20 protein-coding genes, 1 tRNA gene and 1 pseudogene are annotated in these 24,127 nt (G+C 56.1%); 6 read left to right on the top strand and 16 right to left on the bottom strand.

Annotated features, from left to right (window positions below; all coding sequences use genetic code 11):
* Nucleotides 1-5: 5 nt before the first annotated feature.
* Nucleotides 6-1,004 (top strand): LacI family DNA-binding transcriptional regulator, encoded by a 999-nt coding sequence (locus tag ACRBB0_RS18175; RefSeq protein WP_431375877.1) that lies wholly within the window; start codon nucleotides 6-8, stop codon nucleotides 1,002-1,004.
* Between the two features lie 16 nt (nucleotides 1,005-1,020).
* Here the strand turns inward: ACRBB0_RS18175 and ACRBB0_RS18180 are convergent, their stop codons facing one another.
* A complete protein-coding gene (locus ACRBB0_RS18180) occupies nucleotides 1,021-2,193 on the bottom strand; it encodes a Gfo/Idh/MocA family protein (protein WP_431375878.1) in 1,173 nt (390 codons plus the stop codon).
* Nucleotides 2,190-4,307: an FAD-binding protein gene (locus ACRBB0_RS18185; RefSeq protein ID WP_431375879.1), complete on the bottom strand. Its 2,118-nt coding sequence runs from the start codon at nucleotides 4,305-4,307 to the stop codon at nucleotides 2,190-2,192. The genes ACRBB0_RS18180 and ACRBB0_RS18185 overlap by 4 nt, the downstream gene beginning before the upstream one ends.
* A gap of 288 nt (nucleotides 4,308-4,595) precedes the next feature.
* Here ACRBB0_RS18185 and ACRBB0_RS18190 point away from each other — a divergent pair, with 288 nt between their 5' ends.
* From ACRBB0_RS18190 to ACRBB0_RS18200, 3 genes are all read left to right on the top strand, one after another.
* Nucleotides 4,596-4,991, top strand: coding sequence for a VOC family protein (locus ACRBB0_RS18190; RefSeq protein WP_431375880.1), 396 nt, complete (start codon nucleotides 4,596-4,598; stop codon nucleotides 4,989-4,991).
* 73 nt (nucleotides 4,992-5,064) lie between these two features.
* Nucleotides 5,065-5,589 carry a twin-arginine translocation signal domain-containing protein gene (locus ACRBB0_RS18195; protein ID WP_431375881.1) on the top strand — a complete coding sequence of 175 codons (525 nt, stop codon included), beginning with the start codon at nucleotides 5,065-5,067 and terminating at the stop codon, nucleotides 5,587-5,589.
* Nucleotides 5,590-5,600: 11 nt separating this feature from the next.
* Nucleotides 5,601-7,172, top strand: coding sequence for a GMC family oxidoreductase (locus ACRBB0_RS18200; RefSeq protein ID WP_431375882.1), 1,572 nt, complete (start codon nucleotides 5,601-5,603; stop codon nucleotides 7,170-7,172).
* Between the two features lie 67 nt (nucleotides 7,173-7,239).
* Here the strand turns inward: ACRBB0_RS18200 and ACRBB0_RS18205 are convergent, their stop codons facing one another.
* A complete protein-coding gene (locus ACRBB0_RS18205) occupies nucleotides 7,240-7,629 on the bottom strand; it encodes a ribbon-helix-helix domain-containing protein (RefSeq protein WP_431375883.1) in 390 nt (129 codons plus the stop codon).
* Nucleotides 7,630-7,995: 366 nt separating this feature from the next.
* Here ACRBB0_RS18205 and ACRBB0_RS18210 point away from each other — a divergent pair, with 366 nt between their 5' ends.
* Complete coding sequence (locus ACRBB0_RS18210) at nucleotides 7,996-10,533, top strand: putative bifunctional diguanylate cyclase/phosphodiesterase (RefSeq protein WP_431375884.1); 2,538 nt, start codon at nucleotides 7,996-7,998, stop codon at nucleotides 10,531-10,533.
* Between the two features lie 234 nt (nucleotides 10,534-10,767).
* Here ACRBB0_RS18210 and ACRBB0_RS18215 read toward each other — a convergent pair whose 3' ends face one another.
* The 10 genes and pseudogenes from ACRBB0_RS18215 to ACRBB0_RS18260 all read right to left on the bottom strand — a co-directional run bounded on the left by ACRBB0_RS18215 (nucleotide 10,768) and on the right by ACRBB0_RS18260 (nucleotide 20,914).
* Nucleotides 10,768-12,687 (bottom strand): hypothetical protein, encoded by a 1,920-nt coding sequence (locus ACRBB0_RS18215; RefSeq protein WP_431375953.1) that lies wholly within the window; start codon nucleotides 12,685-12,687, stop codon nucleotides 10,768-10,770.
* A gap of 3 nt (nucleotides 12,688-12,690) precedes the next feature.
* Nucleotides 12,691-13,077 (bottom strand): annotated as a pseudogene (locus ACRBB0_RS18220) (DEAD/DEAH box helicase family protein); the annotation flags it as partial.
* Nucleotides 13,078-13,100: 23 nt separating this feature from the next.
* A complete protein-coding gene (locus ACRBB0_RS18225; protein WP_431375885.1) occupies nucleotides 13,101-13,541 on the bottom strand; it encodes a hypothetical protein in 441 nt (146 codons plus the stop codon).
* Nucleotides 13,542-14,636: 1,095 nt separating this feature from the next.
* Nucleotides 14,637-14,711 (bottom strand) — tRNA-Gln (locus ACRBB0_RS18230).
* A gap of 68 nt (nucleotides 14,712-14,779) precedes the next feature.
* Entirely contained in the window at nucleotides 14,780-15,787 is a 1,008-nt protein-coding gene (locus ACRBB0_RS18235; RefSeq protein WP_431375886.1) for a diguanylate cyclase domain-containing protein, read from the bottom strand.
* On the bottom strand, nucleotides 15,784-16,389 hold the full coding sequence (locus ACRBB0_RS18240; protein WP_431375887.1) for a heme NO-binding domain-containing protein: 606 nt from the start codon (nucleotides 16,387-16,389) through the stop codon (nucleotides 15,784-15,786). The genes ACRBB0_RS18235 and ACRBB0_RS18240 overlap by 4 nt, the downstream gene beginning before the upstream one ends.
* Nucleotides 16,390-16,455: 66 nt before the next feature.
* Entirely contained in the window at nucleotides 16,456-18,171 is a 1,716-nt protein-coding gene (locus tag ACRBB0_RS18245) for a hypothetical protein (RefSeq protein ID WP_431375888.1), read from the bottom strand.
* A gap of 78 nt (nucleotides 18,172-18,249) precedes the next feature.
* The gene (locus ACRBB0_RS18250) at nucleotides 18,250-19,833 is read right to left on the bottom strand and encodes a trimethylamine methyltransferase family protein (protein ID WP_431375889.1); all 1,584 of its coding nucleotides are present in this window, start codon (nucleotides 19,831-19,833) and stop codon (nucleotides 18,250-18,252) included.
* A 98-nt stretch (nucleotides 19,834-19,931) separates the two neighbouring features.
* On the bottom strand, nucleotides 19,932-20,630 hold the full coding sequence (locus ACRBB0_RS18255) for an HAD family hydrolase (RefSeq protein WP_431375890.1): 699 nt from the start codon (nucleotides 20,628-20,630) through the stop codon (nucleotides 19,932-19,934).
* The gene (locus ACRBB0_RS18260; RefSeq protein ID WP_431375891.1) at nucleotides 20,627-20,914 is read right to left on the bottom strand and encodes a DUF3572 domain-containing protein; all 288 of its coding nucleotides are present in this window, start codon (nucleotides 20,912-20,914) and stop codon (nucleotides 20,627-20,629) included. The genes ACRBB0_RS18255 and ACRBB0_RS18260 overlap by 4 nt, the downstream gene beginning before the upstream one ends.
* Before the next feature lie 104 nt (nucleotides 20,915-21,018).
* On the opposite strand from ACRBB0_RS18260, the gene ACRBB0_RS18265 reads away from it, so the two are divergent.
* Nucleotides 21,019-22,485, top strand: coding sequence for a diguanylate cyclase (locus ACRBB0_RS18265; RefSeq protein ID WP_431375892.1), 1,467 nt, complete (start codon nucleotides 21,019-21,021; stop codon nucleotides 22,483-22,485).
* Nucleotides 22,486-22,654: 169 nt separating this feature from the next.
* Here the strand turns inward: ACRBB0_RS18265 and ACRBB0_RS18270 are convergent, their stop codons facing one another.
* The 3 genes from ACRBB0_RS18270 to ACRBB0_RS18280 are packed head-to-tail and all read right to left on the bottom strand — an operon-like array spanning nucleotide 22,655 to nucleotide 24,105.
* Nucleotides 22,655-23,158: a periplasmic heavy metal sensor gene (locus ACRBB0_RS18270; RefSeq protein ID WP_431375893.1), complete on the bottom strand. Its 504-nt coding sequence runs from the start codon at nucleotides 23,156-23,158 to the stop codon at nucleotides 22,655-22,657.
* A gap of 1 nt (nucleotide 23,159) precedes the next feature.
* Nucleotides 23,160-23,537, bottom strand: a complete 378-nt coding sequence (locus tag ACRBB0_RS18275; RefSeq protein WP_431375894.1) for a hypothetical protein — start codon at nucleotides 23,535-23,537, stop codon at nucleotides 23,160-23,162.
* The gene (locus ACRBB0_RS18280; protein ID WP_431375895.1) at nucleotides 23,521-24,105 is read right to left on the bottom strand and encodes an RNA polymerase sigma factor; all 585 of its coding nucleotides are present in this window, start codon (nucleotides 24,103-24,105) and stop codon (nucleotides 23,521-23,523) included. The genes ACRBB0_RS18275 and ACRBB0_RS18280 overlap by 17 nt, the downstream gene beginning before the upstream one ends.
* Between the last annotated feature and the right edge of the window lie 22 nt (nucleotides 24,106-24,127).

Consider the following 24,127-nt stretch of genomic DNA (forward strand, 5'->3'; position numbering starts at 1 on the left):
AAACGATGGCCAAAGGCAGACCAACCATTATCGACGTGGCGCGACAGGCGGGCGTGTCGAAATCCACTGTGTCTCTGGTCTTGCAAAACAGCCCGACCGTGCGCGATGAAACCCGCAAACAGGTCCGCGTGGCCATGGCAGATCTGGGCTATGTCTACAATCGCTCGGCCGCCAACATGCGCAAATCTAACGCCGGGCTGATTGGGCTGGTCATCAACGATCTGCGCAACCCGTTCTTTACTGAATTTGCCACGTCTTTGCAGATGGCCTTATCGGCGCGCGGCTATGCGGCTGTGGTGGCCAATACCGATGAAAGCCCCGAATTGCAGGATCAGGTGGTCAATTCCATGATTGAACATGGGGTATCGGCGCTCATCCTGTGCCCCGCCTACGGCGAGACACGCGCCACATTTGATGCGATTGCCCGTGCCGGAATTCCCGCCATGCAGATGCTGCGACGGGTGGATGATCGCCTTGATTTGTTTCCCTTTACAGCACCCGATTACGTGGCCGGAACCCGCGCCGCGACCCAACATCTGATAGATCAGGGGGCACGTCGCATTGCCTTTGTCGGCGGCCTTGAAGGGCGCGCTGTCACCGAAGAGCGGATGTTAGGTTATCGTCAGGTGCTGGCTGAAAACGGGCTTGATCCGCTGGTTTTTACCGGCCAGGCCACCCGGCAATTTGGCCGAAAAACAGCGCAAGACTTGGCCCCCGAAATTGACGCCGCGCTGTGCTTTAACGACCTTGTTGCGCTCGGCATGGTATCTGGCTTTCGCGAAACCAGACACGATCCAGGCGAAACCGTGCCGCGAATTGTCGGGTTTGATGACATCGAAGACGCCGCCCAGACCTATCCGGCGCTCAGCTCGGTGCATTGTGACATTGCCGGTATTGGCCAACAGGCGGCTCAAACGGTTTTGGCTTGGGTCGAAGAGGGGCAAGCCCCCGCGCCCGAAACCCGCACCCCAGTTCACTTGGAAGTGCGGGCGTCTAGCGCCTAAAGCCAGAGCCTAGAACCTAAAGCGTGACCCAAGCGCGTTTGTCCGAAGAAAGCATGCAAGCATCGACCATCTGCGCAATGTGGTGACCGCTCTCAAAAGTGGGCCACATCTCTTGGCCCGTGGCGATGGATTTGATCACTTCGGCCACCTCGATCAGCTTCATTTCATTATAGCCAAGCGCAAAGTTCGGCAGCGGTAGAAAAGCCGCAAATGTCGGATGCTCCGGCCCGACATCCATATCGCGAAATCCCTGTTGGCCCGTCGCATCAGCGCTGGAATAAAACCGCAACCGGTTCACTTGATCATAGTCGTAAACCAGCGCACCCTTGGTGCCATAAATTTCATAACACTGCTGGAATTTGCGCCCTGTCGCCGTGCGGCTAAAATCGACAATCCCGCGCGCTCCATTTTCAAATCGGCACATCAGATGCGTGGCGTCCGGGTTGCTCACTTGGCCCCACTCTTTGACCTCTGAACCGCTGGCGGCATCACCATAGCCAAGCCCATCAACCTTGGGCCGTTGCTGGGTCACGATGAAGTTTTCTGCGATCAGCTCGCTGACCCGGCCAACCAGAAACTCCATGAAACAGAACACATGGCTGCCAGTATCGCCAACAATCCCGGTCGGGGCCAAGTCACCATCGGCACGCCACATATACGGGGCCATCGGATCGGCATAGATGTCGATATGCTGACACCCCTTGAACATAGTGATATCGCCCAGCGCTCCCGATGTGATCAGCTCCTTGGCGCGATCATGGGCCGGGTTGCGGGGGAATGCATGGCCAACACGGGTGATGACCCCTTTTTCGCGTGCAATATCGGCAAGTTCACGCGCCTGCTCGGCCGTATCGGCCAATGGCTTTTCGCAATACACATGTTTGCCCGCCAAAAGCGCGGCCTTGGCAACCTCGTAATGCAGGTTGTCGGGCAAACAAATGTCGATCAGGTCAATCTCGGGGTCCCTTATTACCCTGCGCCAATCCTGTTCGATCCGTGCGCCCGGCGCGCGAAACTCCAAATCCTTGGCGGCCTCACCATTGGCTGCGAGATTGGCTTCAACAAGGGCGACAACCTGTGCGCTCCCCTGCCCTGTACCAAAGAAATGCGGAAAGGTTTGATAGGCCATGGTATGGACGCGGCCCATCCAGCCCGACGCCCCCAAAACAGCAACATTAACAGTCGTCATGACAAGCTCTCCTCCCCAGTTTCGTCAGCAGTTTCCTGATCGGTAAATTCAACCGGCTCTTCTCTGGTTCCCAAGTCATAGATCGTGCCTAGCAACCAATCGGGCCAATCGCGCTCAAACACCGCTTTGGAACTGTCGTCGAACTCTCGGTTCGGGCGGGTAGCGACCCGGATTTCGCCGCCCTCAAGCCTGACGTGAATTTGTTCTCTCTGGTCTTTTTGGCGTTCTTTGCGATAGCGCAGCGCCTCAAGCGGCCCTTGGCGCGTGTTCACCTGACCTTGGCCCTCAGGGTCAAGAACGGCGCGCGCGCCACGGCTCCCGCCACCTTGGCCGATATAGAAATCAAGCGCCGCCAGAACGGCTTCCGAAGCCAAAGCCATTTGTTGCCATTGCAGCGCCCGTGCCATTTCACTCGCGCGTGCAAACCCGATGCCGTTTTTGGCGATCTGCCGGTTCAAAGCACGGGCGTCCTGATGGGCTGTTCGAACCACATCGGCGCGGCACAAAATGCCGGCTTTGTCACTCATTCTCGCCTGTACGTCTTGGCGAATGGTCTTGGCGGATATGGGGCTGTCTGGTTTCAAAACCGCCTGTAAAGCCCCGATGGCCTGACCAAGCTCGGGGCCCGGATTGCCGATCGCACTGCCCCTCCCAGCGGCCCCGATATGTTCCGCCACCCGCGTGCCAAAAACCTGACCAGCATTGAGCGCTGAGCCGCCGGGCCGCGTCACCCCATGGGTGCCTGCCGCTTCGCCCACCGCATAAAGGCCGGGCACGCTGCTACGGCCCCAGCTGTCAACCGCGATGCCACCATTCATGTGCTGATTGTTGACTGCAAACTCCAGCGGCGCTTGGGCAATGTCGATTTTGTATCGCCGATAAAGCTCAATCGAGAGCGGGTTCATGTGGCGCAGCCGGTCAATTGGTTGCGCATGATCGGCCCCGGCATTGCGCAGGTAAAGGGTCACGTCGGGGTCCAGCTGATCAAGGGAAAACTCGCCATCTCCATCCGCCGCCAGTGGGTTGCGGTTAAAATCCATATACACCCGCCGCCCCAGGGCACATTCCTGATGGATCGCGAGATCAACAAGGCTTGAGCCAAAATCCGACATGCGGGTTGCGTGAAACGGCCATTGATAGCCTTTGCGAAACAGGTTCGAAGCCAGCTCTTGGGTCGTGCGGTAATATCCCGCTAAGAAGTGATGCTCCTGCCCGTCACGATCAACGGAATAGACATGCGGCATGGCCTGCATATAGGTGCCAGACAGGTTCCAGGGGAACCCTTCACGCCGGGTACCAATGCCAAACTGGCTTTCGGTCAAATTGACAAGATTCACCCCAGCCTCAAGCGCCAATCCGAGCGACCCAAAGCATCCGTTCGGAAAAACGCTATCACGGTATAGCTCACCTGGACCGCCCGCCGCCAAGACAAGAGAATGACAGTGAAAATATAACAACCCCAACGGGTTGCTGGGACACCGCAACCTGTTTTGCATCGCAAGGACCCCCACGACCTTGCCGCCCTCTTTCACCACCCTTACCGCGGTGGTCAGGTTGAAAAACGCGATCTCCAGTCGCAAAGCTTCCTGCGCCAAAACCTTGACCATAAGCCGCGAGGTGCGTGGCCCACAGCTTGTGGCGCGCCCGGTTTCATCGTGATCCGTCTGGTACCGCAACACACCGCCAAACGGATCTTGGGGCAAAGGCAAGCCAAGAAATTGCAGGCTTGCCATCGCGCGTGGCGACCCAACCGCTTCGATATAAGCGGTATCACCGTCCATCGCCCCACCGGCTTGCAACGCTCGGGCCATGTCCTGGAAATTGTCGCCCTGATCGGCGGTGTTGGCCGTGTGCAAGGTCTGTTTGTCGGAGCCCGAACAGGCAGACGTACCACCCCACGCGCTTTGGCTGATGATCACCACATCCTGCCCTCTGCGCTTGAGCTCTACGGCGGCGCGAAGTCCTGCGGCTCCGCTGCCGACAACCACGGTTCCGGCCCGGACGAGACCAATGTCACATCCTCCCCCCGTGACACTGGCCGTGATGTCAGGTGTCGGTGGCAGCTTGGGCATATCCACATCTGTCAGCTCATCCAGAATGGTTTGGGGAATCAATGGGCCAATCTCCTGCAACGGCGGGTTTCAGTTTGTTTCGGCATAACTGGAACGTTCCAATTATTCAAGCCACGAATAAAACCACACAGCAAACAGCCCTTCTTTGGGACATGTCATGATCGGTTTGAATGGCCGAAAACCTGTCGCCGCCTACGGGCTTTGCCCGCCGCCTCCCCCCAATGCGTCAGCCGATCCTTGCGAAATTGACGAGGTAGTAACCGCATAATACCCGCTTGTCTGTCACTCGGATTAAGCTGTGCGTCACCACCACGCCAACAGGAGGACCACTTGGCAAAATGTGTACACTCAATGATCCGTGTTTTGGACGAAACGCGATCGGTTGATTTCTACAAGCGGGCATTCGGTATGGAGGTTGCCGAACGCTTGGACTTTGACGGTTTCACGCTGATCTATTTGTCCAACTCAGAAAACACGGTCGAATTGGAATTGACCGTCAACAAGGAGCGGAGCGAGCCCTACGACCTTGGGGATGGTTATGGCCATGTCGCCTTTGTGGTCGACGACGTTGCAGGCGAACATAAGCGGTTTGAAACCGAAGGGTTTTCTCCGCGCAAGCTTGTCGACTTTGATCACGAGGGCAAGACACTGGCGCGTTTCTTCTTTGTACAAGACCCAGATGGGTACGAGATCGAAGTGATGCAACGGCTGGGCCGCTACCAATAGGCCCAAAACGATGGGCCGACGACCTATGGATCGGCCCAAAGATACCGACAAACGCAATCGAAGGGAGGACACCGTGAGAGCGAGCATTGTCAAACAAGGACTAACCCGGCGCCAATTGCTGCAAAACATCGCCGCAACAGGCGGCATGGCCGTGATAGGAGCCGGTTTTATCGCCGCCCCAGACGCCGCTTGGGCGCTTGAAGTCACTGAAATCAGCGAACACGATATGGCGACGCTGGTGCAAATGGCGCGCGACATCTATCCACATGACCGGGTGGGAGACGCCTTTTACGTCGTTGCCATGAAAGGCTATGACACCGCCGATCACAAAGAAAACGTGGCCAAGGGTGTGGCAGAACTTGATGCGCTGGCCAAGGCCGCAGGCGCAGAAGATTACCTCAGCACCCAATGGGAGGATAACCGCGTCGCCCTGCTCAAACAGATCGAAGACAGCGCGTTCTTCCAAACAGTTCGCGGCGGTCTTGTGACTGGGCTTTACAACCAAAAAGCAGTTTGGCCGATCTTCGGCTACGAAGGCGAGTCCTTTAGCAAAGGCGGCTATATCGACCGCGGTTTTAACGACATCAACTGGCTGTAAGGAGCACGATCATGTCTGCTACATTTGATATGAACGATGACAGCGTTGTCGTCGTGATCGGCACCGGTGCCGGTGGTGGGGTTTTGTCCAACGAACTCGCGCAAAAGGGCGTCAAGGTTGTCGCACTTGAGGCTGGGGGCCGTTATCTTCCCGAAGATTACGTCAACGATGAATGGGAAAGTTTTGGTCAGTTGGCCTGGGTCGACCCGCGCACAACTTCAGGCGATTGGCGCGTGGCCAAGGATTTTTCGGGGCTACCAGCCTGGATCGTCAAGGCGGTTGGCGGCACCACCACCCACTGGGCCGGCGCATCATTGCGGTTTCAGGACCATGAGTGGAAAGCCAAGACCACCTATGGTGACGTCGAAGGCGCGAACCTGCTCGATTGGCCAATCGACCCGGCTGAAATGGACCCGTATTACACCAAGGCGGAAACCAAACTGGGCGTGACCCGCACCGGTGGACGAGCCGGATTGCCGGGTAACAACAATTATCTGGTGTTTGAAAAAGGTGCCAAGGCCCTAGGTTATGAAAACGTCCATACCGGGCGCATGGCGATTAACAGTGACGACTATGACGACCGCTTGTCTTGCCAGCAAACCGGGTTCTGTTTTCAGGGCTGCAAATGGGGGGCAAAATGGTCTGCCGCCTATACTGATATCCCCAACGGCGAAGCGACCGGCAATCTTGAGGTGCGTGACCATGCCCATGTGGCGCGGATCGTGCATGACGCCAGTGGCAAAATCACCGGGGTCGAATATTTTGACAAATCCGGCAATCTCCAGCTGCAAAAAGCGCGGGTCGTCTGTGTTGCCGGTAACTCGTTTGAAAGCCCGCGTCTCTTGCTGAATTCGGCCTCGTCCATGTTCCCCGATGGTTTGGCCAACTCCTCGGGTATGGTTGGTAAAAACTATATGCGGCATATGACCGGATCCGTTTACGCGGTGTTCGACAAACCGGTTAAAATGTGGCGCGGCACCACCATGGCCGGTATCATTCAGGACGAAGCACGGCATGACCCAAGCCGCGGCTTTGTCGGCGGCTACGAGATGGAAACGCTCTCGCTTGGCCTGCCGTTCATGGCGGCCTTCCTCAATCCGGGAGCTTGGGGACGTGGCTTTACCACGGCGCTTGATGCCTATGAAAACATGGCCGGTATGTGGCTTGTCGGTGAAGACATGCCACAGGAAAGCAACCGCGTGACACTCAACACCGATGTCAAAGATCAGTGGGGGCTATCTGTAGCCAATGTGCATTTCTCGGATCACCCCAATGATGTTGCCATGCGCGCGCATGCCTATCGTCAGGGGCAAGCGGTTTATGAGGCTGTGGGGGCGACACGCACGTTCCCAACACCCCCGTATCCGTCGACGCACAACCTTGGAACCAACCGAATGTCAGCCGAGGCCAAGGATGGGGTCGTCAACAAATGGGGCCGGACCCATGACATTGAAAACCTGTATATTTCGGATGGTTCGCAATTCACCACTGGCGCGGCGGAAAACCCGACGCTGACCATTGTGGCACTTGCGATCCGGCAAGCCGATCACATCGCCGCTGAAATGTCGCGCGGCAATCTTTGACGCTGACACAAATGGCACAACAAATGGCCCCGAGCATAGTCTTGGGGCCATTTTTGTTTGAGAATTCTTAGTGTTGGCTTTTGGGAACAGCGCGGACAAGGGCGCGTTTGCGATGGCTTTCCGCCTCGACCTTCAAAATATCTTCTGCCGGAAGCATATCGAAGCTTTCGGTTTGTTGGGTTGGCAACAAGCCCTGCAACTGAAGATCGGAATAGCGCAGGCAGCAAACACGCAAAAACGAGGTGAAGTTGCCCAGATCATGCCCTTCGTCGATGGATTCATTAAACAGCTGATGCAAAAGCTGGGGCACGTTCATGTCATCGTTTGATGCAATCTCTTCCAGGATCATCCAGAACATCTTTTCCAGGCGAACACTGGTCACCATCCCATCCATACGAATGGAGCGCGTTTGGCTTTTCCACAAATCGGGATCAGCCCCGATAAACAATCTGCACATTCCCACATACCCTTAGAGATGTCACAAAAGCGATGTTACGCGAATTGGCAGCGATTGGAACAGTCGGATTTGCCATTTAAACCAGTATTTGGACGGTGATAGCCTGGGCCCCAGCCGCCCCAATCCTTCCAGACGCGCCTCTTTTCCCGCCTCCGGCAGCCCTGTGGTGTTCAGGTGCAATAGGCGTCGTTGCCCAAAGCGGATGAGCTGCTCTAACACTCAAAAGCCTTGGGCCATGAGTGACCCAAGCATGAGAGGTGTCCGAATGCCCAAGAGCGCCTCTTGATTGACCTGCGCCCTTAAAAACAAGTTTATTTTGTCAAACTTTGGCGTTCTACTGCTCGTTGAACGTTTCAATGTGAGGGCGTGAGCATCCAAAACCTTGAGCACAGTTACTTGAAGTTCACATCCGTTCCGATTGTGGTTCTGACCTACGATCTAAAAGCAAAGCACCTGCTGGTGACTTATGCCAATGCGGCGTTTACAGACGCGCTTGGTTGGCAAGCTTGCGAAGTGCCCCATGGGATGTTTGAAGGACTGTTTGATGAGCATCTCTCAAAGGAGACTTTAGCCGAAAATCTGTTTTTCGGGACAGAGGATTGGCAGTCCAGACACAAGCGCGTCGAACTTCAATGTCTTGATGGAACCAAACTCCAAGCCTCTGCAACACTTGATAGAATTGCGGACGCGCCCTCGCAGAACCCGCAATGGTTTGTGACGTTTTCTTCAGGTTTTGAAGCCGTCAAAGATGGCCGCGATACGCCCGAGCACTGTTCCTATGAGCGATTGCTGTCTGCGTTGAACTCCTACCCGGACCCGATTGTCATCTATGGAGCCGATCTCCGGTTGGTGAGCTGGAATCAAGGCTATGCGTCATCAGTTACGGATGATCCTGATGAGCTTGTTTTTGGGATGCATCTTCGTGACGTGCTGTATCTCGCGGTAGGAAACGGTCGCTATCCTGAGGCCATCGGGAGGGAGGATGACTGGGTCAATGGAATCTTATCCAAGGAAACATTAGACCAGCCCCACCAAGATGTTGAACTTGACGGGGATATTCACCATCGGCTGTTAAGAAGTCGATCCGCCAATGGCGATTACGTTGTTGTGCGGCTGAATTCCACCGAGCTTGTTCGTCAAAAACGAACCGCAGAAGCCGCCAAAGCCCGTCTTGAATCAGCCTTAAACGCCTACCCCTCCCCCTTCGTCATCTATGATTCAGACGATTGTCTGGTGGTGTGGAACCAAGCCTATCAACGTTCCATGGCCAATGCAGACATGATGTTAGAAGTTGGTATGCACCGAACAGAGGTGGCCCGATCCGCCATAAATGCAGGCAAAATCGTGAATGCTGTTGGTCAGGAAGATGAATGGAATTCTGATGAACATCAGAGTGAGGATGTTGCGAAACCCGTGCAGGACATTGAGACCGAAGGCGACATTCATCATCGGCTTTTGCGGTCTCGCTCCAGCAACGGAGATCTCGTCATTGTCAGATTGGACATCACCGAATTGGTACGCCAAAAGCGTTCTGTTGAGCAATATGCCCAACGGTTAGAGGACGCAAATCAGGCCATCACACACATGGCCTTTCACGACGACCTGACCTGTTTAGGGAACCGACGCTACCTTAAAAAACGGTTGACGGAATTCAACTTGAAACGAAATATTGAAGGCGGCGAAATTACCGTGCTTCACATCGACCTCGATCGGTTTAAGCAAATTAACGATACGATGGGCCACGCGACGGGGGATGCTGTTCTTGTAGACGTCGCAAATCGCATATGCGGCACTGTTGAACCGAATGACGTTGTTGCGCGCATCGGCGGCGACGAGTTTGTGGTTTTGATTTACACTCCCTTTGTGAATGATCGCGCCGAGAAGCTAGCTGAGACATTGATAGAAGACTTATCTCACCCGGCTCAAATTGGCGGCAAGGTGTGTAGGTTTGGAGCGTCAGTCGGAATGGCGCAAACGCCTCTTGTGGAGGTGTCCCAACTGCTCACCAACTCGGATGTGGCCCTGTACAAAGCAAAGCGACGGGGCCGTGGGCAGCTCGGGGTATTCAGCAACGCGGATTTGGAGGCTGTCCGTCACAACAAACGGCTGGCTGATGACATCCTGAGAGGGATCGAACAGGCAGAATTCGTTCCCTTCTATCAACCGCAAATTGACGCAAGATCAGGTGCTTTGGTGGGGTTGGAGACCCTTGCACGATGGCGCCATCCGTCAGGTGAGATTTTGTCTCCAAGTTCATTCCTGCCCGTCGCGTCCGACCTACAAGTCACTGCAAAAATTGACAAAATAATTTTCGAGAAGGCGATTTTGGAATGCTCAAGATTGTTTAGAGGCCGGGCTTCGTGCCCATCACTGTCGTTCAACGCAAGCACAAACCGCATCGGCGACGGTGACATTTTGCAACTGCGCAGACATGTGGACCTGTATCCAGGCCAAATTGCTTTTGAGCTCTTGGAAACGACGTTTCTTGAAGAGCAAGACGACGTCTTCATGAGGGAACTCAATGAGCTTCGTAATATTGGAATTGAAATTGAGGTGGATGACTTTGGCAGTGGTCGCGCATCCGTCATTGCTCTTCAGAAAGTCAATCCAGACCGCTTAAAGATTGACCGTCGCATCGTCGCTGCGACGCAGGCGGGTGACAGCGGATTACGCCTACTTCGGTCAATCGTTGAGATAGGCCACACCCTGGAAATCGGCGTGACTGCTGAAGGCGTGGAAACCGAACAACAATCCAAAGACTTGGCCGCCCTAGGATGTGATCGCCTGCAAGGCTTTTTTATCGGAAAACCTGTTCCGTTCTCAGATTTGACAAACACTTATTGGGCAAATTCATTGGGATCAAATCGGCAACTCGTGGGCGGCACCCCCAACGAAATAACATAGGTCACATTTTTGATATCAACCAATTTGCGCGGCAGATGGGCATGTTCGCCACTTGCACAAGAAAAGAACCAAGCGGCGTTCCTGATCATTCTAGTGCCCAACGATTTACGAAAATTGAACAATTTGGCTCTTACCGGACAAAATTTGCATCACTAACCTAGTGAGGAGGCGTTGTTTGGCAACTTTCAAACCGCGCTGATTAAGATGCCCCAGAGGTAGCCGTCACACACCCGATTACTGCCACATGGTCCGGCTTGTTGCGCTTCGCATTGCACTGCTCATCCGAGCAGCTTGCAAGATTGCGCGGCCCTCGACGCTGCGGGTAAAGACCAATCTGCCCCGCCCGACATAGCCCTGCCAGTTACGCCAAAATAGATGTGCCCGATCTTTATGTGAGCCGAACCTGTCTGGCACTGCAAAATATTGATATCGTGTCTGCCAAAGCCCCGCTTCAAGGGAAATCACATACCGCGGCCGGTGAACCGGATTGAAGACCTGTTGAATAGCCTCGTGAAAAATTTCTTCCTCCAGCTTACATGCGCTTGTAATGCCGACCTGCCAATTGTTTCCGTCCCAAGTGATGATCGGTTTCAATTGCGCATGTAACGGCGGAAGGTCACCGAGTTCGGACAAGCTGGCGATCATCATACCAGCAACGCGATCCAGCACCTTATAACTCTGCCCCAAAGACGGCGCACGCCCAAATTCCAAACCCAGACGGCCCCAAAATGACAACGCAGGTTCAGGCAGTAGCAGCCGTTTCTGACTTCCTGGCAACATCGTGCGGGTGGTTAGCTTTGCCTCAAAATCCCCACGCCCCAAAAGCGCGTTTTGCCATTCGTCGATCAGATGGGCTCCGCTCCCCGCCCGTTCAATGGCGAGCCGATTCTGAGAAGATACCGTCTCAGCAATTGAAAACTCTGAATGAATGGTCTCTCGCGCCCGATCAAGACGCACAAAACAGTCAAACCGCCGTTTCAACAGAGCAATATCTTCCCCCTCGACGACCTCCTGCGGAACCACGGCCATATGCCATATATGTGCGACTTTGTCGGGACGCTGAGCAAAACTTCTGAGCGCACGACCGCGCAATTGATTGACCGCCACAAAGCTTTTGAGCCGTGTCCCCAACACCAGAGCATTCAGCGCGGGCGCATCCCAACCTTGCCCCAAATACGCGTGTGTGCCGACAACCAACACCACTTCGCCAGATGCAAAACCCCGATTTACGCGGTTGACCGCCTCGCCTAAATCCGCGCCGTCTATATGGGTATAGCCCGGCGCTCCTGGCAAAGACCGCCCCGCAAGCCCTTGGGCCATGGCATCGGGGAGCACCGCCAATTGCCCCGTTAAGATGGCCATTGTCGACGGGCCAACCACATCAAGCAAATGCCGAAACACACCCAACGCATTGAATTCAGGCCCAGTATCGGACGGGCGCAGGCCAGACTTTCCAATTCTATCGAGCAAGATCGCCATGCGAAGCCCGTCGCCCCGCACTGAATATTCTGTGGCAAAAATCTTTTGTACCGCGTCCAGCTTTGCCTGATCATTGCGAAGAAGTTTTAGACGATCCGCATGGGCCGGGGGCGGCAGTGTCAGTTTGTCATGGCGCAACGCCCCGACAGATTTCAGCCGAGACACAAGCGTCTCCGGCAACCCGATCTGCGGAAATTCACGAAACAGGCTTTCCAACCATGGCCAATCAAGCTCCGGCCAATCGGTATCATTAACCTGCAAAACCCGTCGCGCGTAGGTCGGCACAGGCATGTCATTGTGGCGCAGAAAGACAATCATGGCACTGAACCGCTCAGGGTTCTCCAAGATGATATTCGCATGCAATTCGGTTTCGGCAATCCAAGGGTCGTCTCGAACAAGCGCCAGCAAGTCCTCATCCCTGGCCAGCGCTTCAAACAGCGCCTGCTCGCTTTCAAGGTTGTTTCGATAGGCATTTGCATCGGCAGAAGGAGCGAGAAAAACCAAATCTTGATGCGGACACAAATCACCGCTGCGGACCAATTCCGGCACCGAAATCTCCGCATCCACCGGCCCACAAAGCGCGGTGTAATTGCGCCACTCGGATGGATCGACATCGTAAGGCGGTGTTGCGGTGAGTGACAATGTCGTGGCGCTGTTGTCGTCAGCCAACCGCATCAACGTTTTCCACCAGGAACGGCGAAGATGATGCGCTTCATCAAGGCAGAGCAGATCAAAGCCCGGAATATCCTTCGTGCGATTGGTATGGACGTTTTGATAAGTGCTGACTCTTATAGGGGCGTCACAGTGAATATCGGTGCTCACCCAATCAGGCCTCTCTCCATTCAAAAAATCCGCCACAAGGCGCGAAATCCACTGGTCCCTTACAAGGACGCTAGGTGCGAGGATCAGCGTTCTAAGTTCCAGCCGCCGGATTATTTCGAGCCCCAAAACGGTCTTCCCTGCACCGGGAGCCGCTACAAAGTGCAGTTTTTTGTCGGACAGATGGCTCTGCATTTCCCCCAAAAGTTGCGCTTGGTAGATGCGCCATGGGTGCGCAAACCGCATTTGGGCAAAATCAGCTGTGTGTGTCACGAGATATGGCGCTTCATCTGACCTTCCATGACCTGCATCGACATATGCAAGGCATCGTACCGTTTGGTCAGACAACTCTGCTCGGCATCTCGTATCAAGGCAAGATAAGCCCCAAACTCCTCAAGCGCTTTGGGATCGGGGTCAGCAAGAGGATTGGCCGTCGCAAGCCGTGCCCACCGCAGGCAGATCTCGGACATTTGCGGAATAAAGTGGAAAATCAACTTGCGCAGCGGAGCAATTTGACCCGGTGCAGCGGCGATCCGATTGCGCAATTCCGACGTGGCTCCCGCCAGATGCCAAAACACTTGGGATTGCGGGGCAGCACAAGCTTCGGCCGCTCTGCGAAAGTTTTCGGCCGCAGTATCAAGCCGTGTTACAGCCTCGTCCCTTCGCGCTTGGGCAGGATCGGTGCCAAACATCTTGAGAAAGCCGAACATAACGTTTTCCTGGTCGAGCCAAAAGGACTGCTAACGCATTGTGAGCATTTTCCAATGTTTAGCAACACGGTGCCAAACGCCCATTTGAGGCAAGCAATGCGTTTCCTAAGCGGATACAAAAGCGATCCTTTTTCGCTGTCCCGAGGTTACGCTGGAAGAAATTGATGAATTTCGCCGCAAAGGTAACGGGATGAACCGATGCTAAAACGATGGACCGTCCACTGTTCTACGTGATCACCCAGCTGCTGATCCAGCAAGGAATGCCGTTTTTGTAGACCACATCGTCTAGGCTTTTGGGTTCATTTCCGGGTTTTGCGTCATAAAACAGGCCTATCGTTCCGCGGCTCAAAAGGTCAGAGACATCGTTTTGAACCCCAATTCCAATAGTTTGTTATGAATGGGAACACGCCGTTCAGAAGCCGCATTTCTGAGCCGCCGGTTCTTGTTTTTACCAAAGTGAATAAACGGGACATCGTGACCAAACATCACGTCCTGCACCTCAATTCCAAGAATTTCTTTCCGGCGCACCCTAGCCAAGCTCGCCCCAATTGGCCGCCAGAAAAGTGACCCCATGATAATCACGCAACCTGTTTTGTAACGCAGCCTGTCTTGACCACATCCGGCCCGTGTTGGGTGTGCTGAAATCGCGGTAACATTGTCTTCTGAAAACGCGAGCCGAGCGTCGCGTGCACTCTTCAGAACCGCCGCAGCCTGCCTTCGCAACGCAACCATCGGTACAGCTTTGCGCCACTCCTCCCCCGACGGGGCATCTGGCCCAAAATAGCGATCCGCTTGCGTTCCATATCGACTATGGATGCTTCGCCACCGGAACTGACAAGCTTGGCGAGAATCTTGGCTGTGTAAACCGCTGACGTACACAGTCTTACCTGCAGATAGTCAGCGCGGATGGCACCGAAGGTAATTGGCCACGCAGCGATTTACCTGTTTCAGCCCGGCCACGGCGACGGTCCATCAGATTCGAAGGCGTCGCAAATTCAGTCCGTAACCGGGCGTGATGCACACATGCGATTCAGCAGGGGCAAACGCCCAGCGGGCACATCTTTGGCCGAACAATATCAGTGAGTTATGAGAAAATGGCTGGGGTGGTAGGATTCGAACCTACGGTGCACGCTACCAAAAAGCGTTGCCTTACCACTTGGCTACACCCCAACTGTCAGGCGTATTTACGGTGTGAAATCCGTGGGTGCAAGCCCCTCTTTCGAAAAAAAATGCAAAAATTATTCACCGGCGATGGCACTGGGGTCAGCAGAGGTATTCACCGCTTCCTGATCCTCAAAAAATCGGAACTGCGCCCGCCCGCCACGCTTGGCAGCATACAACGCGATGTCGGCTTGTTCCATTATCCGTGCGGGGTCTTGCTCGCTGCCATCACTGCAATAAATCCCAATACTGGCCGAAACGTTGCAGACCTGATCTTCGAAGGGAATCGGCTGTTCAATCCGGGAAATCAAATGCCCCGCGAGGTCTGACAACCTGGCTCGGTTGGTCAAGGTACTATAAATAATGACAAATTCATCGCCACCGACTCGGGCAGCAGTATCATCCTTACGGGACGTGTCTGCCATCGCGCGTGCGCAGCACCGCAAAACTTGATCGCCTGCCGCATGGCCCATTGTGTCATTCACCTGCTTAAAGAAATCGAGATCAATATGCATGAGCGAAAAAGGTTGGCCGCTTCGACAAATCCGGTCCAACACCTGATCGACCGCCCGCCGGTTATGCAGGCCCGTCAATGTATCCGTAAAGGCGCGTTTTTCAGCGGCCACCATCGCCCCTTGTAGCCGTGTGTTCAGGTTTCGCGACGCATCCATTGCCGCCGATTTCGCTTCAACGAGATAGAGCATTTCAACCGCCAAATCCGTCGGGGCAAAATCCGTGCTCGTGAGCGCATAATCACGCACGGCGTCGATCACCGCGATGCCAAAAGACATATTGATCACAGCGCCTCCCCGCCCATCCGAGCTTAGCACGCCTTTCAATGGGGTCCGTACACCGCTACGCAATCGCAAATGCAATTTGCGCCCCTCAGTTTTAAGCAAATCACTCATGCTCAAAACCGAACGTGGCCGGTAAATCTCAAAAATTTCCAGAAACCGTTTACCGTCAAGACTTGTCCCCCCGACCTTATGCAAGGTTGGGCCAGCCTGAATAATATGGCCGGTAGAATCCAAAACCGCATGCATGGGGCTAAAACGATGCAGCATTTCAATCGGAAATTGGGTCATGATGCCTCTTCCGCTTGGGGCGCTATGGCCAGTTCAAAATCGCGTCCTTCGGCATAGGCGGTTTCGACAACGGTAATCTCAATCATCTGCAACCCGGCTCCACCGTCTCCATTATGGTCCATCAATGCCAAAGCCCCGTAATCATCCGCCATAGCCCGCAACAGCCCCGCCATCACATGCACAAATCCGGGCAAATGGCCGTCAATTTTCAACTGAAACTGATTTATGGTGTGATCACGGAGCTCAAGATCGGGCAAATCCAGATCGGCAACAGCCAGCCGGGCCCGATCGGGTAAATCATCAAGGGAATGCAAGAATTCGATGAAATCGACCCCGCCAAATCGCAACAGTCGGCGCAAGCCTTCGCAATTTGGGTGCGACACCAAGTAAGTCCCAATATCTTCCAAAAACGCGTCGCTGGGTTTGCCTAAAACAGCGCTGGCCGAGTTCACCACATCGGTAAAGATGTCCTCGTCATAATTCAGCATCGCTTCAAAATCCGTCCCCTCAAGGGAGGCATGCGCCGCAATATTCCGCCAGGGTTCTGGACCATAGGTGTCCTGCACGAAAACCTGAAGGGTCTTCAAAATCAGTCCGTGCATGATATCTCCGCCTTCTTGCCTTTGGGGAAAGATGGGGGAATGACCCTTAATTTGAAGGTAACATCTTCAATTGTGCACAAATAAGATGCGGCCGTTTATGGTTAGGCTTGGCACTTGCGTTGACGTAAAAGCCCCCTCGCCGTTGTGAACCGCAATCAGATCCTCTTGCTGTAGCGTCCCGGCACCGCGCGCACTCAAAGCCCCGACATTCTTGTTTTCCAGCCGCACCTGGCCGCCTCGCAGCGAAATGGCGCGAACCGATAAATACGGGGTGTCATTTAGCAAAACCAAGCCCGACGGCGAAGATTGATCTGGCAGTAAGTCACCCAAGATCAACGCGCATCCCGGTCCACCAGTGACCGGGCGACGACAGGCCCGCAGCCAATCCCGGACATCTGCCAAAGACAATGCCGCAAACGCGGTGTCGGCCAAGACCTGCTCTGGGTAGACTGGTAAAATAGCGGCCAATTCCTTGCGAATCTCTGCTTCCTGCATCTGAAGCGAAACCGGCCTCTCCATGATCTCATCGACGGCATAGGCCAAATCTGGGCGCAACAGCGACAGTCGCTCAAGCGCCTCTTCTCCGGGGTTCCCCCAATCCTGCCCCATCTCCCGTAGTGGCAGTTTCACGGCGCTCGCCCCTTGGACCGCCCGCATCGTTTGTGACAGGGCGGAAATGCGTTCCGGGACCACAAGGGGCGTCAACCAGATTAACGCCACAGCCAGACATGCGACTGCCAGCCCGGAATTCACCTCGCGGATACGGGCCATCCAATCGCCCCGCAACAGCACCGACAGCGCATAGGCGATCCCATAAATCAACAAAACCGCCGCCGCTGTCACCGCCATCAGGCGCGCCGGGGTCCAGCCATATTGCGCAACCCGCAACCAAATGGCCCAGGTTGCCAAGCCCGCCAAAACAGGCAACGCCAGCGCCATCAAGGCCACGCAGATCCGCAAAAAGGGGGATTGGGTTTCGCTGTCTGGACCGGCATCAATCCCGGCGCTGATCATCAAAAGCCCCGCCAAACAAAAGCTGATTAGGGTCATCGCCCCAGACAGACCGTGCAAAACCTCGCCCCATCCGCGAAGAGGCACCGCCACCACAAAGACAAGCGACACTCCCAACACAAAGGGCAGAAAAAACCGCAACAGCTGCACCGCCAATGTCGGTGACAAATCATCCGACAAGCTGCGCGCGACGCCCATAGCGATGCCGTAAACCGCACCAGTCATCACCCAAGCCAGCACAGAGTATTCGCCAATCGCGATGATCAACTCAATCCCAACAAGGCGCAAAACCGCATCCGATAGGGCCATCACCGCCCAGAACATCACAGTAAAGAACAGCGCCACAACATGGCGGACGACAATCTGCCAACTGTTCTGGAACAACACGGCATAGCGGGTCAGCCCCGCCTCGCCTGTTGCCGCTAAAAACGGGGTCGCGATCAGAAGGGTCAGACCAAAGCAAAACTGAGGATAGAGCAGGCTCAAAAACCCATCGACCGTTTCATGTCGCCCCGCGGCCCACCAAATCGCAGCGCCAAGACCCAATGCTATAGGCACCGCCATCAAACAGGCTTTGCCCCCGCCTCGCCCCCCATAAAGAGACAAGACCATGGCACTAAGCGCCGCCCCGCCGCTGCCCACAAAAAGCAGGCCGCGCTGATCCAAAACCTCGCTTGAAACGGCCTCGCTCAAAAACCAGGCTCCAAAGCCGGTCCAGCCTCCAAAGGCCAAAAGAGGCAGAAATAGCCGCAACATTGAGGAAGAAAACATGGCGAACACCTTCTTTCCACAGCAGCATCGCGCAGCCCTATGTCAAAGGCAAGCCAAGCTCCTGCGGCACTGTCGCCCCTAGAAATCCGTCGGCGCGCCGCCCTCTTCTTTGCGTCGCGCCACAAAGGCCGATAGCTCTTCGTGAATGGCCGGGTCTAACGCCGGTGCCTCAAATTCCGCCAAAATCCTTTTGTAAATGCCATGTGCACGTTCCGGGGTCCAAACCGCACCGGCCGCCTCCCAGGCCTCAAAGTTCTTCCAATCCGACAAAAACGGCTGGTGAAAGGCGGTTTCATAGCGATCTTGCGTATGCTGCACCCCAAAGAAATGCCCGTTTGGCCCGACCTCTCGGATCGTCTCAACTGCCAAAGCATCGTCTGAAACATCCCAGACCTCTGGCTCCATGTAGCGCTGAATTTGGCTCAAAACCTCACAATCCATGACGAATTTCTCGGGCGAGGCAATCAGCCCGCCCTCAAGCCATCCGGCGGCATGATACACCATATCCGTACCGCTTTGCACCGCTGCCCACAGGCTGTGCTCGGTCTCCCACATCGCCTGCCCATCGGGAACATTGGCGGCACATACACCGCTGGATCGCATGGGCATTCCGTAAAAACGGGCCATCTGCCCGGTGATCTGCGTGGCGCGCATATATTCCGGCGTCCCAAAGGCCGGGGCCCCGGTTTTCATATCCACATTTGACGTGAAAGTGCCGATCATACAGGGCACACCGGGGTTGATGGCCTGCGCCAAGACCACCGCCGCCAAGGCTTCTGCCAGCGATTGAACCACCGCGCCCGACATGGTCACCGGTGCCATCGCCCCGGCCAATGTGAACGGTGTCACCACCAAGGCCTGCCCTCGGCGCGCCATCCGCATCCAACCATCCAGCATCGGATGGTCGTGTTTCAGCGGCGATGTCGAATTGATGTTGGTATACATCCGCGGTGTCGCGTCAAATTCCTCATGGCTCAGACCCGCAGCGATCCGCACCATCTCCATCCCATCTTCAACCCGCTCCTGACCCAACGAATATACATGCATAACTTTGTCGCTCAGGGTCAGCTTGTCATACATCGCATCCAAATGGCGCACCCGCGGATGCAGGTCGATCGGCTCAACCGGATAGCCGCCGCAAAAATGCATAACGTTAAAATACTGTGTCAGCTTCAGCAGATTGCGGAAATGTGCGCGGGTGCCGGGCACCTTGCGTCCGATCTCAAGGTCCCAGTAATTGGGCGGTGAGGACACATTCCCAAACAGGATATGCCCGGTCCCAAGCGACACTTGCCGCTCTGGATTGCGCGGGGTCACGGTAAAGCGGCTCGGAGCTTTGCCGATCAACTCCATCACCAGCTCGCGGCTCATCCGAACGTTCTCACCGCGCACGTCACAACCTGCCCGTTTAAGGATTTTCACCGCCTCAGGATTGAGGAACTCAATCCCGATGTCCTCAAGAATCTGCATCGTGGCGTTGTGAACCCGTTCCACGCCTTCGGGCGTCAACGGCTCCGTCGGGCGGTCGCGATTGACCATCGGCCGCCAGGGCTTTTGCTCAATGGCTTTCATTCCGCGACGCGCAGCGTTCCCGGCGCGCCCACCGCCGCGGCGACGCCCCGACGATGTCGGCTCATTTTGGGCAGGTTCAGCATCAGACATGGCAGGCTCCCTTGCTTTGCCCTCCATGACACAGGGCGAAACCGCCTATCGCCTGCCCGTTTGCGACACTTTTGGTCGCGTTTGCCGTTCACATCACCTCAGTCCAAGGTAACCCAGCCCAGCAAACCGCCAATATCGGGCATGACAATATCCGCCAAGGGGGCCAAATCTGCCTCAGTTGCAGGGCCGGTCAACACGCCCACCGTCTGCATGCCAGCGGCGCGCCCCGCGATCAAATCGTGGCGGCTGTCGCCCACCATTATGACCCGATCCGGCGCGATATTTGTCGCCACCGAAAACGCCAGCAACGGGTCCGGGTCAGGCTTGGCCCCATACCCGCTGTCAAAGCCTGCGACAAAGTCAAACATGCCCTCAACTCCGGCGGTCCGCAGATGCGACCGCGCTGCAAACTCTGTGTCATTCGTCATGACGCCCAACGCCATTTCCAGAGCGGCCAGCTGTGCCAGAAACGGCACCAAAGGCACCGCCTCAGAGAGCGGAGCCTGCGCCGCAGCCCGCATCAAATACAGCTCCACCTCTTCAACCGACTGACCCGGCAAAGCCCGCGCCAAACACTCCGCCGCCTCGCGGTTTGTCCCCGCAATGATAGGGCTATCAGGGCGAAACTTTTTGTCGGTCAAATCATAGCCTGCCGAGATCGCCATCGCCTCTTGCAAACCGGGGTCGCCGCCAGACAATTCCGCAATCGCCTCGCCGCCCCAGACATCCCATGTGGCCCCAAAATCAAACAACGTGCCATCTTTGTCGAACAGCACCGCATCCGCGCGCAATTTCATGTCCAATGCACCTGTCCACCGCCGGGCAAAACGGCGCGGGCCTGCATGATCCTGTCGTAAGGTATATTTTGCATGTCACAAAAAGCGATCACCCACGCATCGTCCATCATCAAAAAATCCAATACCGAGGCCTGAAAAACCGGGTCCTGCAAACTTGAGCGAAAGTCCGCTTCTGATGCGCCTGTAGATCCGGTAAACACCGGAAAAAGCTCATCATTTGCGGCCAACCAGGCCACCGCTTGCAGGCCAATTGTTTCAGCCGCTTCAAGAGAAAGTGTCTTCATGATCAAATCCCGAAAGGGTTTCTTAACCAATCTTCATCAAATCTGACTCAACGAAGAAGTGCAAGCAGGCGCTTAAGTGTGCCCAAGCGCGAGGATGATCTTATATGACAGGCCGAATTCTAGTGGTCGACGCGGTGCCGACGAACCGAATCATTCTTCGGGTCAAACTGTCGGCGGCTTTTTATGAAGTGATGCAAGCGGCGTCTGGCAAGGCGGCGCTCGCGATGATGAAAAAAGCCAAGCCAGATCTGGTGATTACCGCCTCTGATCTGCCCGACATGACGGGCCGGGCGCTGGTCACGGCGTTGCGCCGCTTTGACAAGGGTGTGCGCCTTCCCGTTGTGATGCTTCACAACGATGATGATCCGGGCGAGCGTTTGGCCTCTCTTGCGGCTGGGGCGGACGATGTCTTGGCCCGCCCGATTGATGATCTGGTCATGCTCGCACGCTTGCGTTCCCTGCTGCGTGCCCGAGACGCCGAAGCCGAATTGCAGCTGCGTGATGATACCCGCCGCGCTCTTGGTCTTGCGGAGCAAAGCGCCGAATTCACCACCCCTGCCAATGTGGCTCTGATCGCAACCGGACGTCAGCCAGAGGCGGAAAAAATCGTCGCCGATCTCGGGGCGGAACTGCGTGATCGGATTGAATTGGTCAAGCCGGACGACGCCTTGCGCGAACGCAAACCCACGCCTGACGTCATCGTCATCGCCGAAGGCCCCGGTGGCCAGAGCGAGGGGCTGACATTGCTCGCACAAATGCGCGCCAGCACCCTCACCCGGCATGCATCACTCATCTATGTTGCCCAGCCCCATCAGCGCCGCGAAGCCGCCAGCGCCCTTGATATGGGAGCCAATGATCTTTTGGCCGGTGGCCTTGATCTTCAAGAGCTTAGCTTGCGGCTGAAAAAGCAAATTGAACGCAAGCGAACCGCGGATCGGCTGCGGGCCAATATGCAAGACGGTTTGCGCGCCGCCGTCACGGACCCTTTGACGGGCCTCTATAACCGCCGCTACACCATCCCCCACCTTGCCCGCCTGGCCGAGCGGTCCGCCCGTCAGGGCCGCCCCTATGCGCTTCTGGTGGCCGATCTTGACCACTTCAAGCAGGTCAATGATGAATTTGGGCACCCTGCTGGCGATGCTGTTCTGGTCGCCCTTGCCCAGCGCCTCAAAGACAACCTGCGGGCCGCTGATCTGGTCGCCCGTTGGGGTGGCGAAGAGTTCCTGATCGCCATGCCCGACACCGGCCGTGTCGCAGCCCAGCGCACCGCTGAACGGCTCTGTCAAATTATGTCAGAACACCCCGTCATGTTGCCCGGTGGTGATCGCATCACTGTCACCCTCAGCATCGGCGTCTCGACTTCGGGTCGTCAGGGGGATGCCACTCCGTCCGAGCTTATTGAGCGCGCGGACAAAGCCCTATACGTCGCCAAGGATCGCGGTCGCAACACCGTGGTCATGGCAGACCGGGTCACGCCTATGCCGCGCCGCAATGGCCCCTCTGCGCCCAATGGACAGGCCCCTTTTTCAACGCCCGGCGACCCTCGCCACATTGGACGCAGCCCAAGCTAAAGACCCCTTTTCAGACTAACGACTTCCAGAAAACCGACTGGGCGTATGCCCGACATTGCCCGCCAATACACCAAACCGGCCGCCAATCCAGCGCCCGGTCTCTTTGTCTTTGGAATGTAAATGGGGGATCGGCCTAACGGTCAGATCCAAATCTTAACGAGGTCTTTCCTCAGTCCTTGCGCCAACGTTTGCGCCGTTTGGACAGCCGTTCGACCTCCTCTTCCAAACGATCCGCATAGGCCGCACGATCTGCCGGGGTCATGGCATCAAGGTATTGACCCAAAATACCATTCCCATTCCCATGGCGTTTTTCCGCCAGGGCACGCTGCCTGTTGATCACAATTTCCAAACGCGCGCGATCAAACGGGTCTTCTCGCAACACCTGTACCGCTTCCCGATAGCTCTCGGCCATGCCCTCGCCTGACCGTTCCCTGTCACTTGGAGCAAAGGAACGCCGCAGCGCACCGCGTAGCTCTTTGCGCTGATCTTCGGTAAAGGCCCGCGAATAGGGCATCACAGGATCCGCCGATCGCGACACGCCGCGCGTCGGTGGCCCGCCCTTAAAAGCCAACCCAGCCACCAGGCCAACCACCACAAGGTTGAGCGCCAGCGACACAAACAGCACCACGCGCAGGCGACGCCCAACAGGTTGTTTTTGTGTGCTCTCAGTCATGTCAGCCTTCCATCATCGTCAGGTCAAACCCGCTGCTTGGGTCCAACTCAAACAGCCCCGTGTCGGCGGTTTGCGACCAAGCATCCGTGAAACTTTCCGGCGAGGCTACGCCGATCCAAACCCCGGTCATGCAGGCCGCCGCCAATCCGGTTGCCCCCGGAATTCCGCCAACCGCCTGCAAAAGCTGCTGCCACAGGCTTGGATAGCTTTCCACCACCTGTGTCGCCCCCCCTGGCAGCGCCGCAAGCGCATCAGCCTCAATGCGCGCCATAAACTCACCCGATGGCATCGGCTCCGTCTCTCGGGCCGCCGCAAAAAAGCTATCCAGTTCAAACCCGTCAGGGGCGTTTGTTTTATCGCCATCAGTCATCGTCTTCATACCCCAGTTCTGACCGTCGCCCGCTCAGGATCGCCTCCAGCGCGCGTTTGCCGCGCGCGGTCAAGCTTTCCACAGCACGTGGTCCAATGTCCATAATCTCGCCGATCTCAGGGTTTGAAAGCCCCTCAATATGGCGCAGAATGACCGCCTGCCTTTGACGGTCCGGCAGCGCGTTCAACGCATTTTGCAAGGCTTCTGCCCGCGCGTTTTGCTGCATTTGTTGCGCAGCAGATGGTGCCTCATCGGCCAATTCAGGCACCGCATCCAAATCCGGGCCACTGCGCCGCTTGCGAATCCGGTCGATACACATATTCGCCGTCACTCGGTACAGCCAAGTCGTCACCTTGGCCTCGCCGACCCGCCAACCCGGCGCGATCCGCCACAGTTTCAACAACGCGTCCTGCGCCACATCCTCTGCCTCGGCCCGATCCCCAAGCATTCGCATCGCATGCGCAAACACCCGAGGCCCAAGCCGCCCCGTAAGCGCCCGCGCCGCCGCAGCATCACCACCGGCAAACGCCAGCAGCAGCTCTTCGTCCTCACATTCGTTCATGGCGTCATAAGGCATTTGGTCCATTCCATTGCGCTAC

Source organism: Pelagimonas sp., from assembly GCF_050633425.1.
Classification (GTDB): Bacteria; Pseudomonadota; Alphaproteobacteria; order Rhodobacterales; family Rhodobacteraceae; genus Pelagimonas.

What these genes read in the sequence shown, in the direction of transcription:
- ACRBB0_RS18175 (WP_431375877.1), top strand. Translation starts at nt 6, where the DNA reads ATGGCCAAAGGCAGACCAACCATTATCGACGTGGCGCGACAGGCGGGC.
- ACRBB0_RS18180 (WP_431375878.1), bottom strand. Translation starts at nt 2,193, where the DNA reads ATGACGACTGTTAATGTTGCTGTTTTGGGGGCGTCGGGCTGGATGGGC.
- ACRBB0_RS18200 (WP_431375882.1), top strand. Translation starts at nt 5,601, where the DNA reads ATGTCTGCTACATTTGATATGAACGATGACAGCGTTGTCGTCGTGATC.
- ACRBB0_RS18205 (WP_431375883.1), bottom strand. Translation starts at nt 7,629, where the DNA reads ATGTGCAGATTGTTTATCGGGGCTGATCCCGATTTGTGGAAAAGCCAA.
- ACRBB0_RS18215 (WP_431375953.1), bottom strand. Translation starts at nt 12,687, where the DNA reads ATGCGGTTGGCTGACGACAACAGCGCCACGACATTGTCACTCACCGCA.
- ACRBB0_RS18225 (WP_431375885.1), bottom strand. Translation starts at nt 13,541, where the DNA reads ATGTTCGGCTTTCTCAAGATGTTTGGCACCGATCCTGCCCAAGCGCGA.
- ACRBB0_RS18235 (WP_431375886.1), bottom strand. Translation starts at nt 15,787, where the DNA reads ATGACCCAATTTCCGATTGAAATGCTGCATCGTTTTAGCCCCATGCAT.
- ACRBB0_RS18240 (WP_431375887.1), bottom strand. Translation starts at nt 16,389, where the DNA reads ATGCACGGACTGATTTTGAAGACCCTTCAGGTTTTCGTGCAGGACACC.
- ACRBB0_RS18245 (WP_431375888.1), bottom strand. Translation starts at nt 18,171, where the DNA reads ATGTTTTCTTCCTCAATGTTGCGGCTATTTCTGCCTCTTTTGGCCTTT.
- ACRBB0_RS18250 (WP_431375889.1), bottom strand. Translation starts at nt 19,833, where the DNA reads ATGTCTGATGCTGAACCTGCCCAAAATGAGCCGACATCGTCGGGGCGT.
- ACRBB0_RS18255 (WP_431375890.1), bottom strand. Translation starts at nt 20,630, where the DNA reads ATGAAATTGCGCGCGGATGCGGTGCTGTTCGACAAAGATGGCACGTTG.
- ACRBB0_RS18260 (WP_431375891.1), bottom strand. Translation starts at nt 20,914, where the DNA reads ATGAAGACACTTTCTCTTGAAGCGGCTGAAACAATTGGCCTGCAAGCG.
- ACRBB0_RS18265 (WP_431375892.1), top strand. Translation starts at nt 21,019, where the DNA reads ATGACAGGCCGAATTCTAGTGGTCGACGCGGTGCCGACGAACCGAATC.
- ACRBB0_RS18270 (WP_431375893.1), bottom strand. Translation starts at nt 23,158, where the DNA reads ATGACTGAGAGCACACAAAAACAACCTGTTGGGCGTCGCCTGCGCGTG.
- ACRBB0_RS18275 (WP_431375894.1), bottom strand. Translation starts at nt 23,537, where the DNA reads ATGAAGACGATGACTGATGGCGATAAAACAAACGCCCCTGACGGGTTT.
- ACRBB0_RS18280 (WP_431375895.1), bottom strand. Translation starts at nt 24,105, where the DNA reads ATGCCTTATGACGCCATGAACGAATGTGAGGACGAAGAGCTGCTGCTG.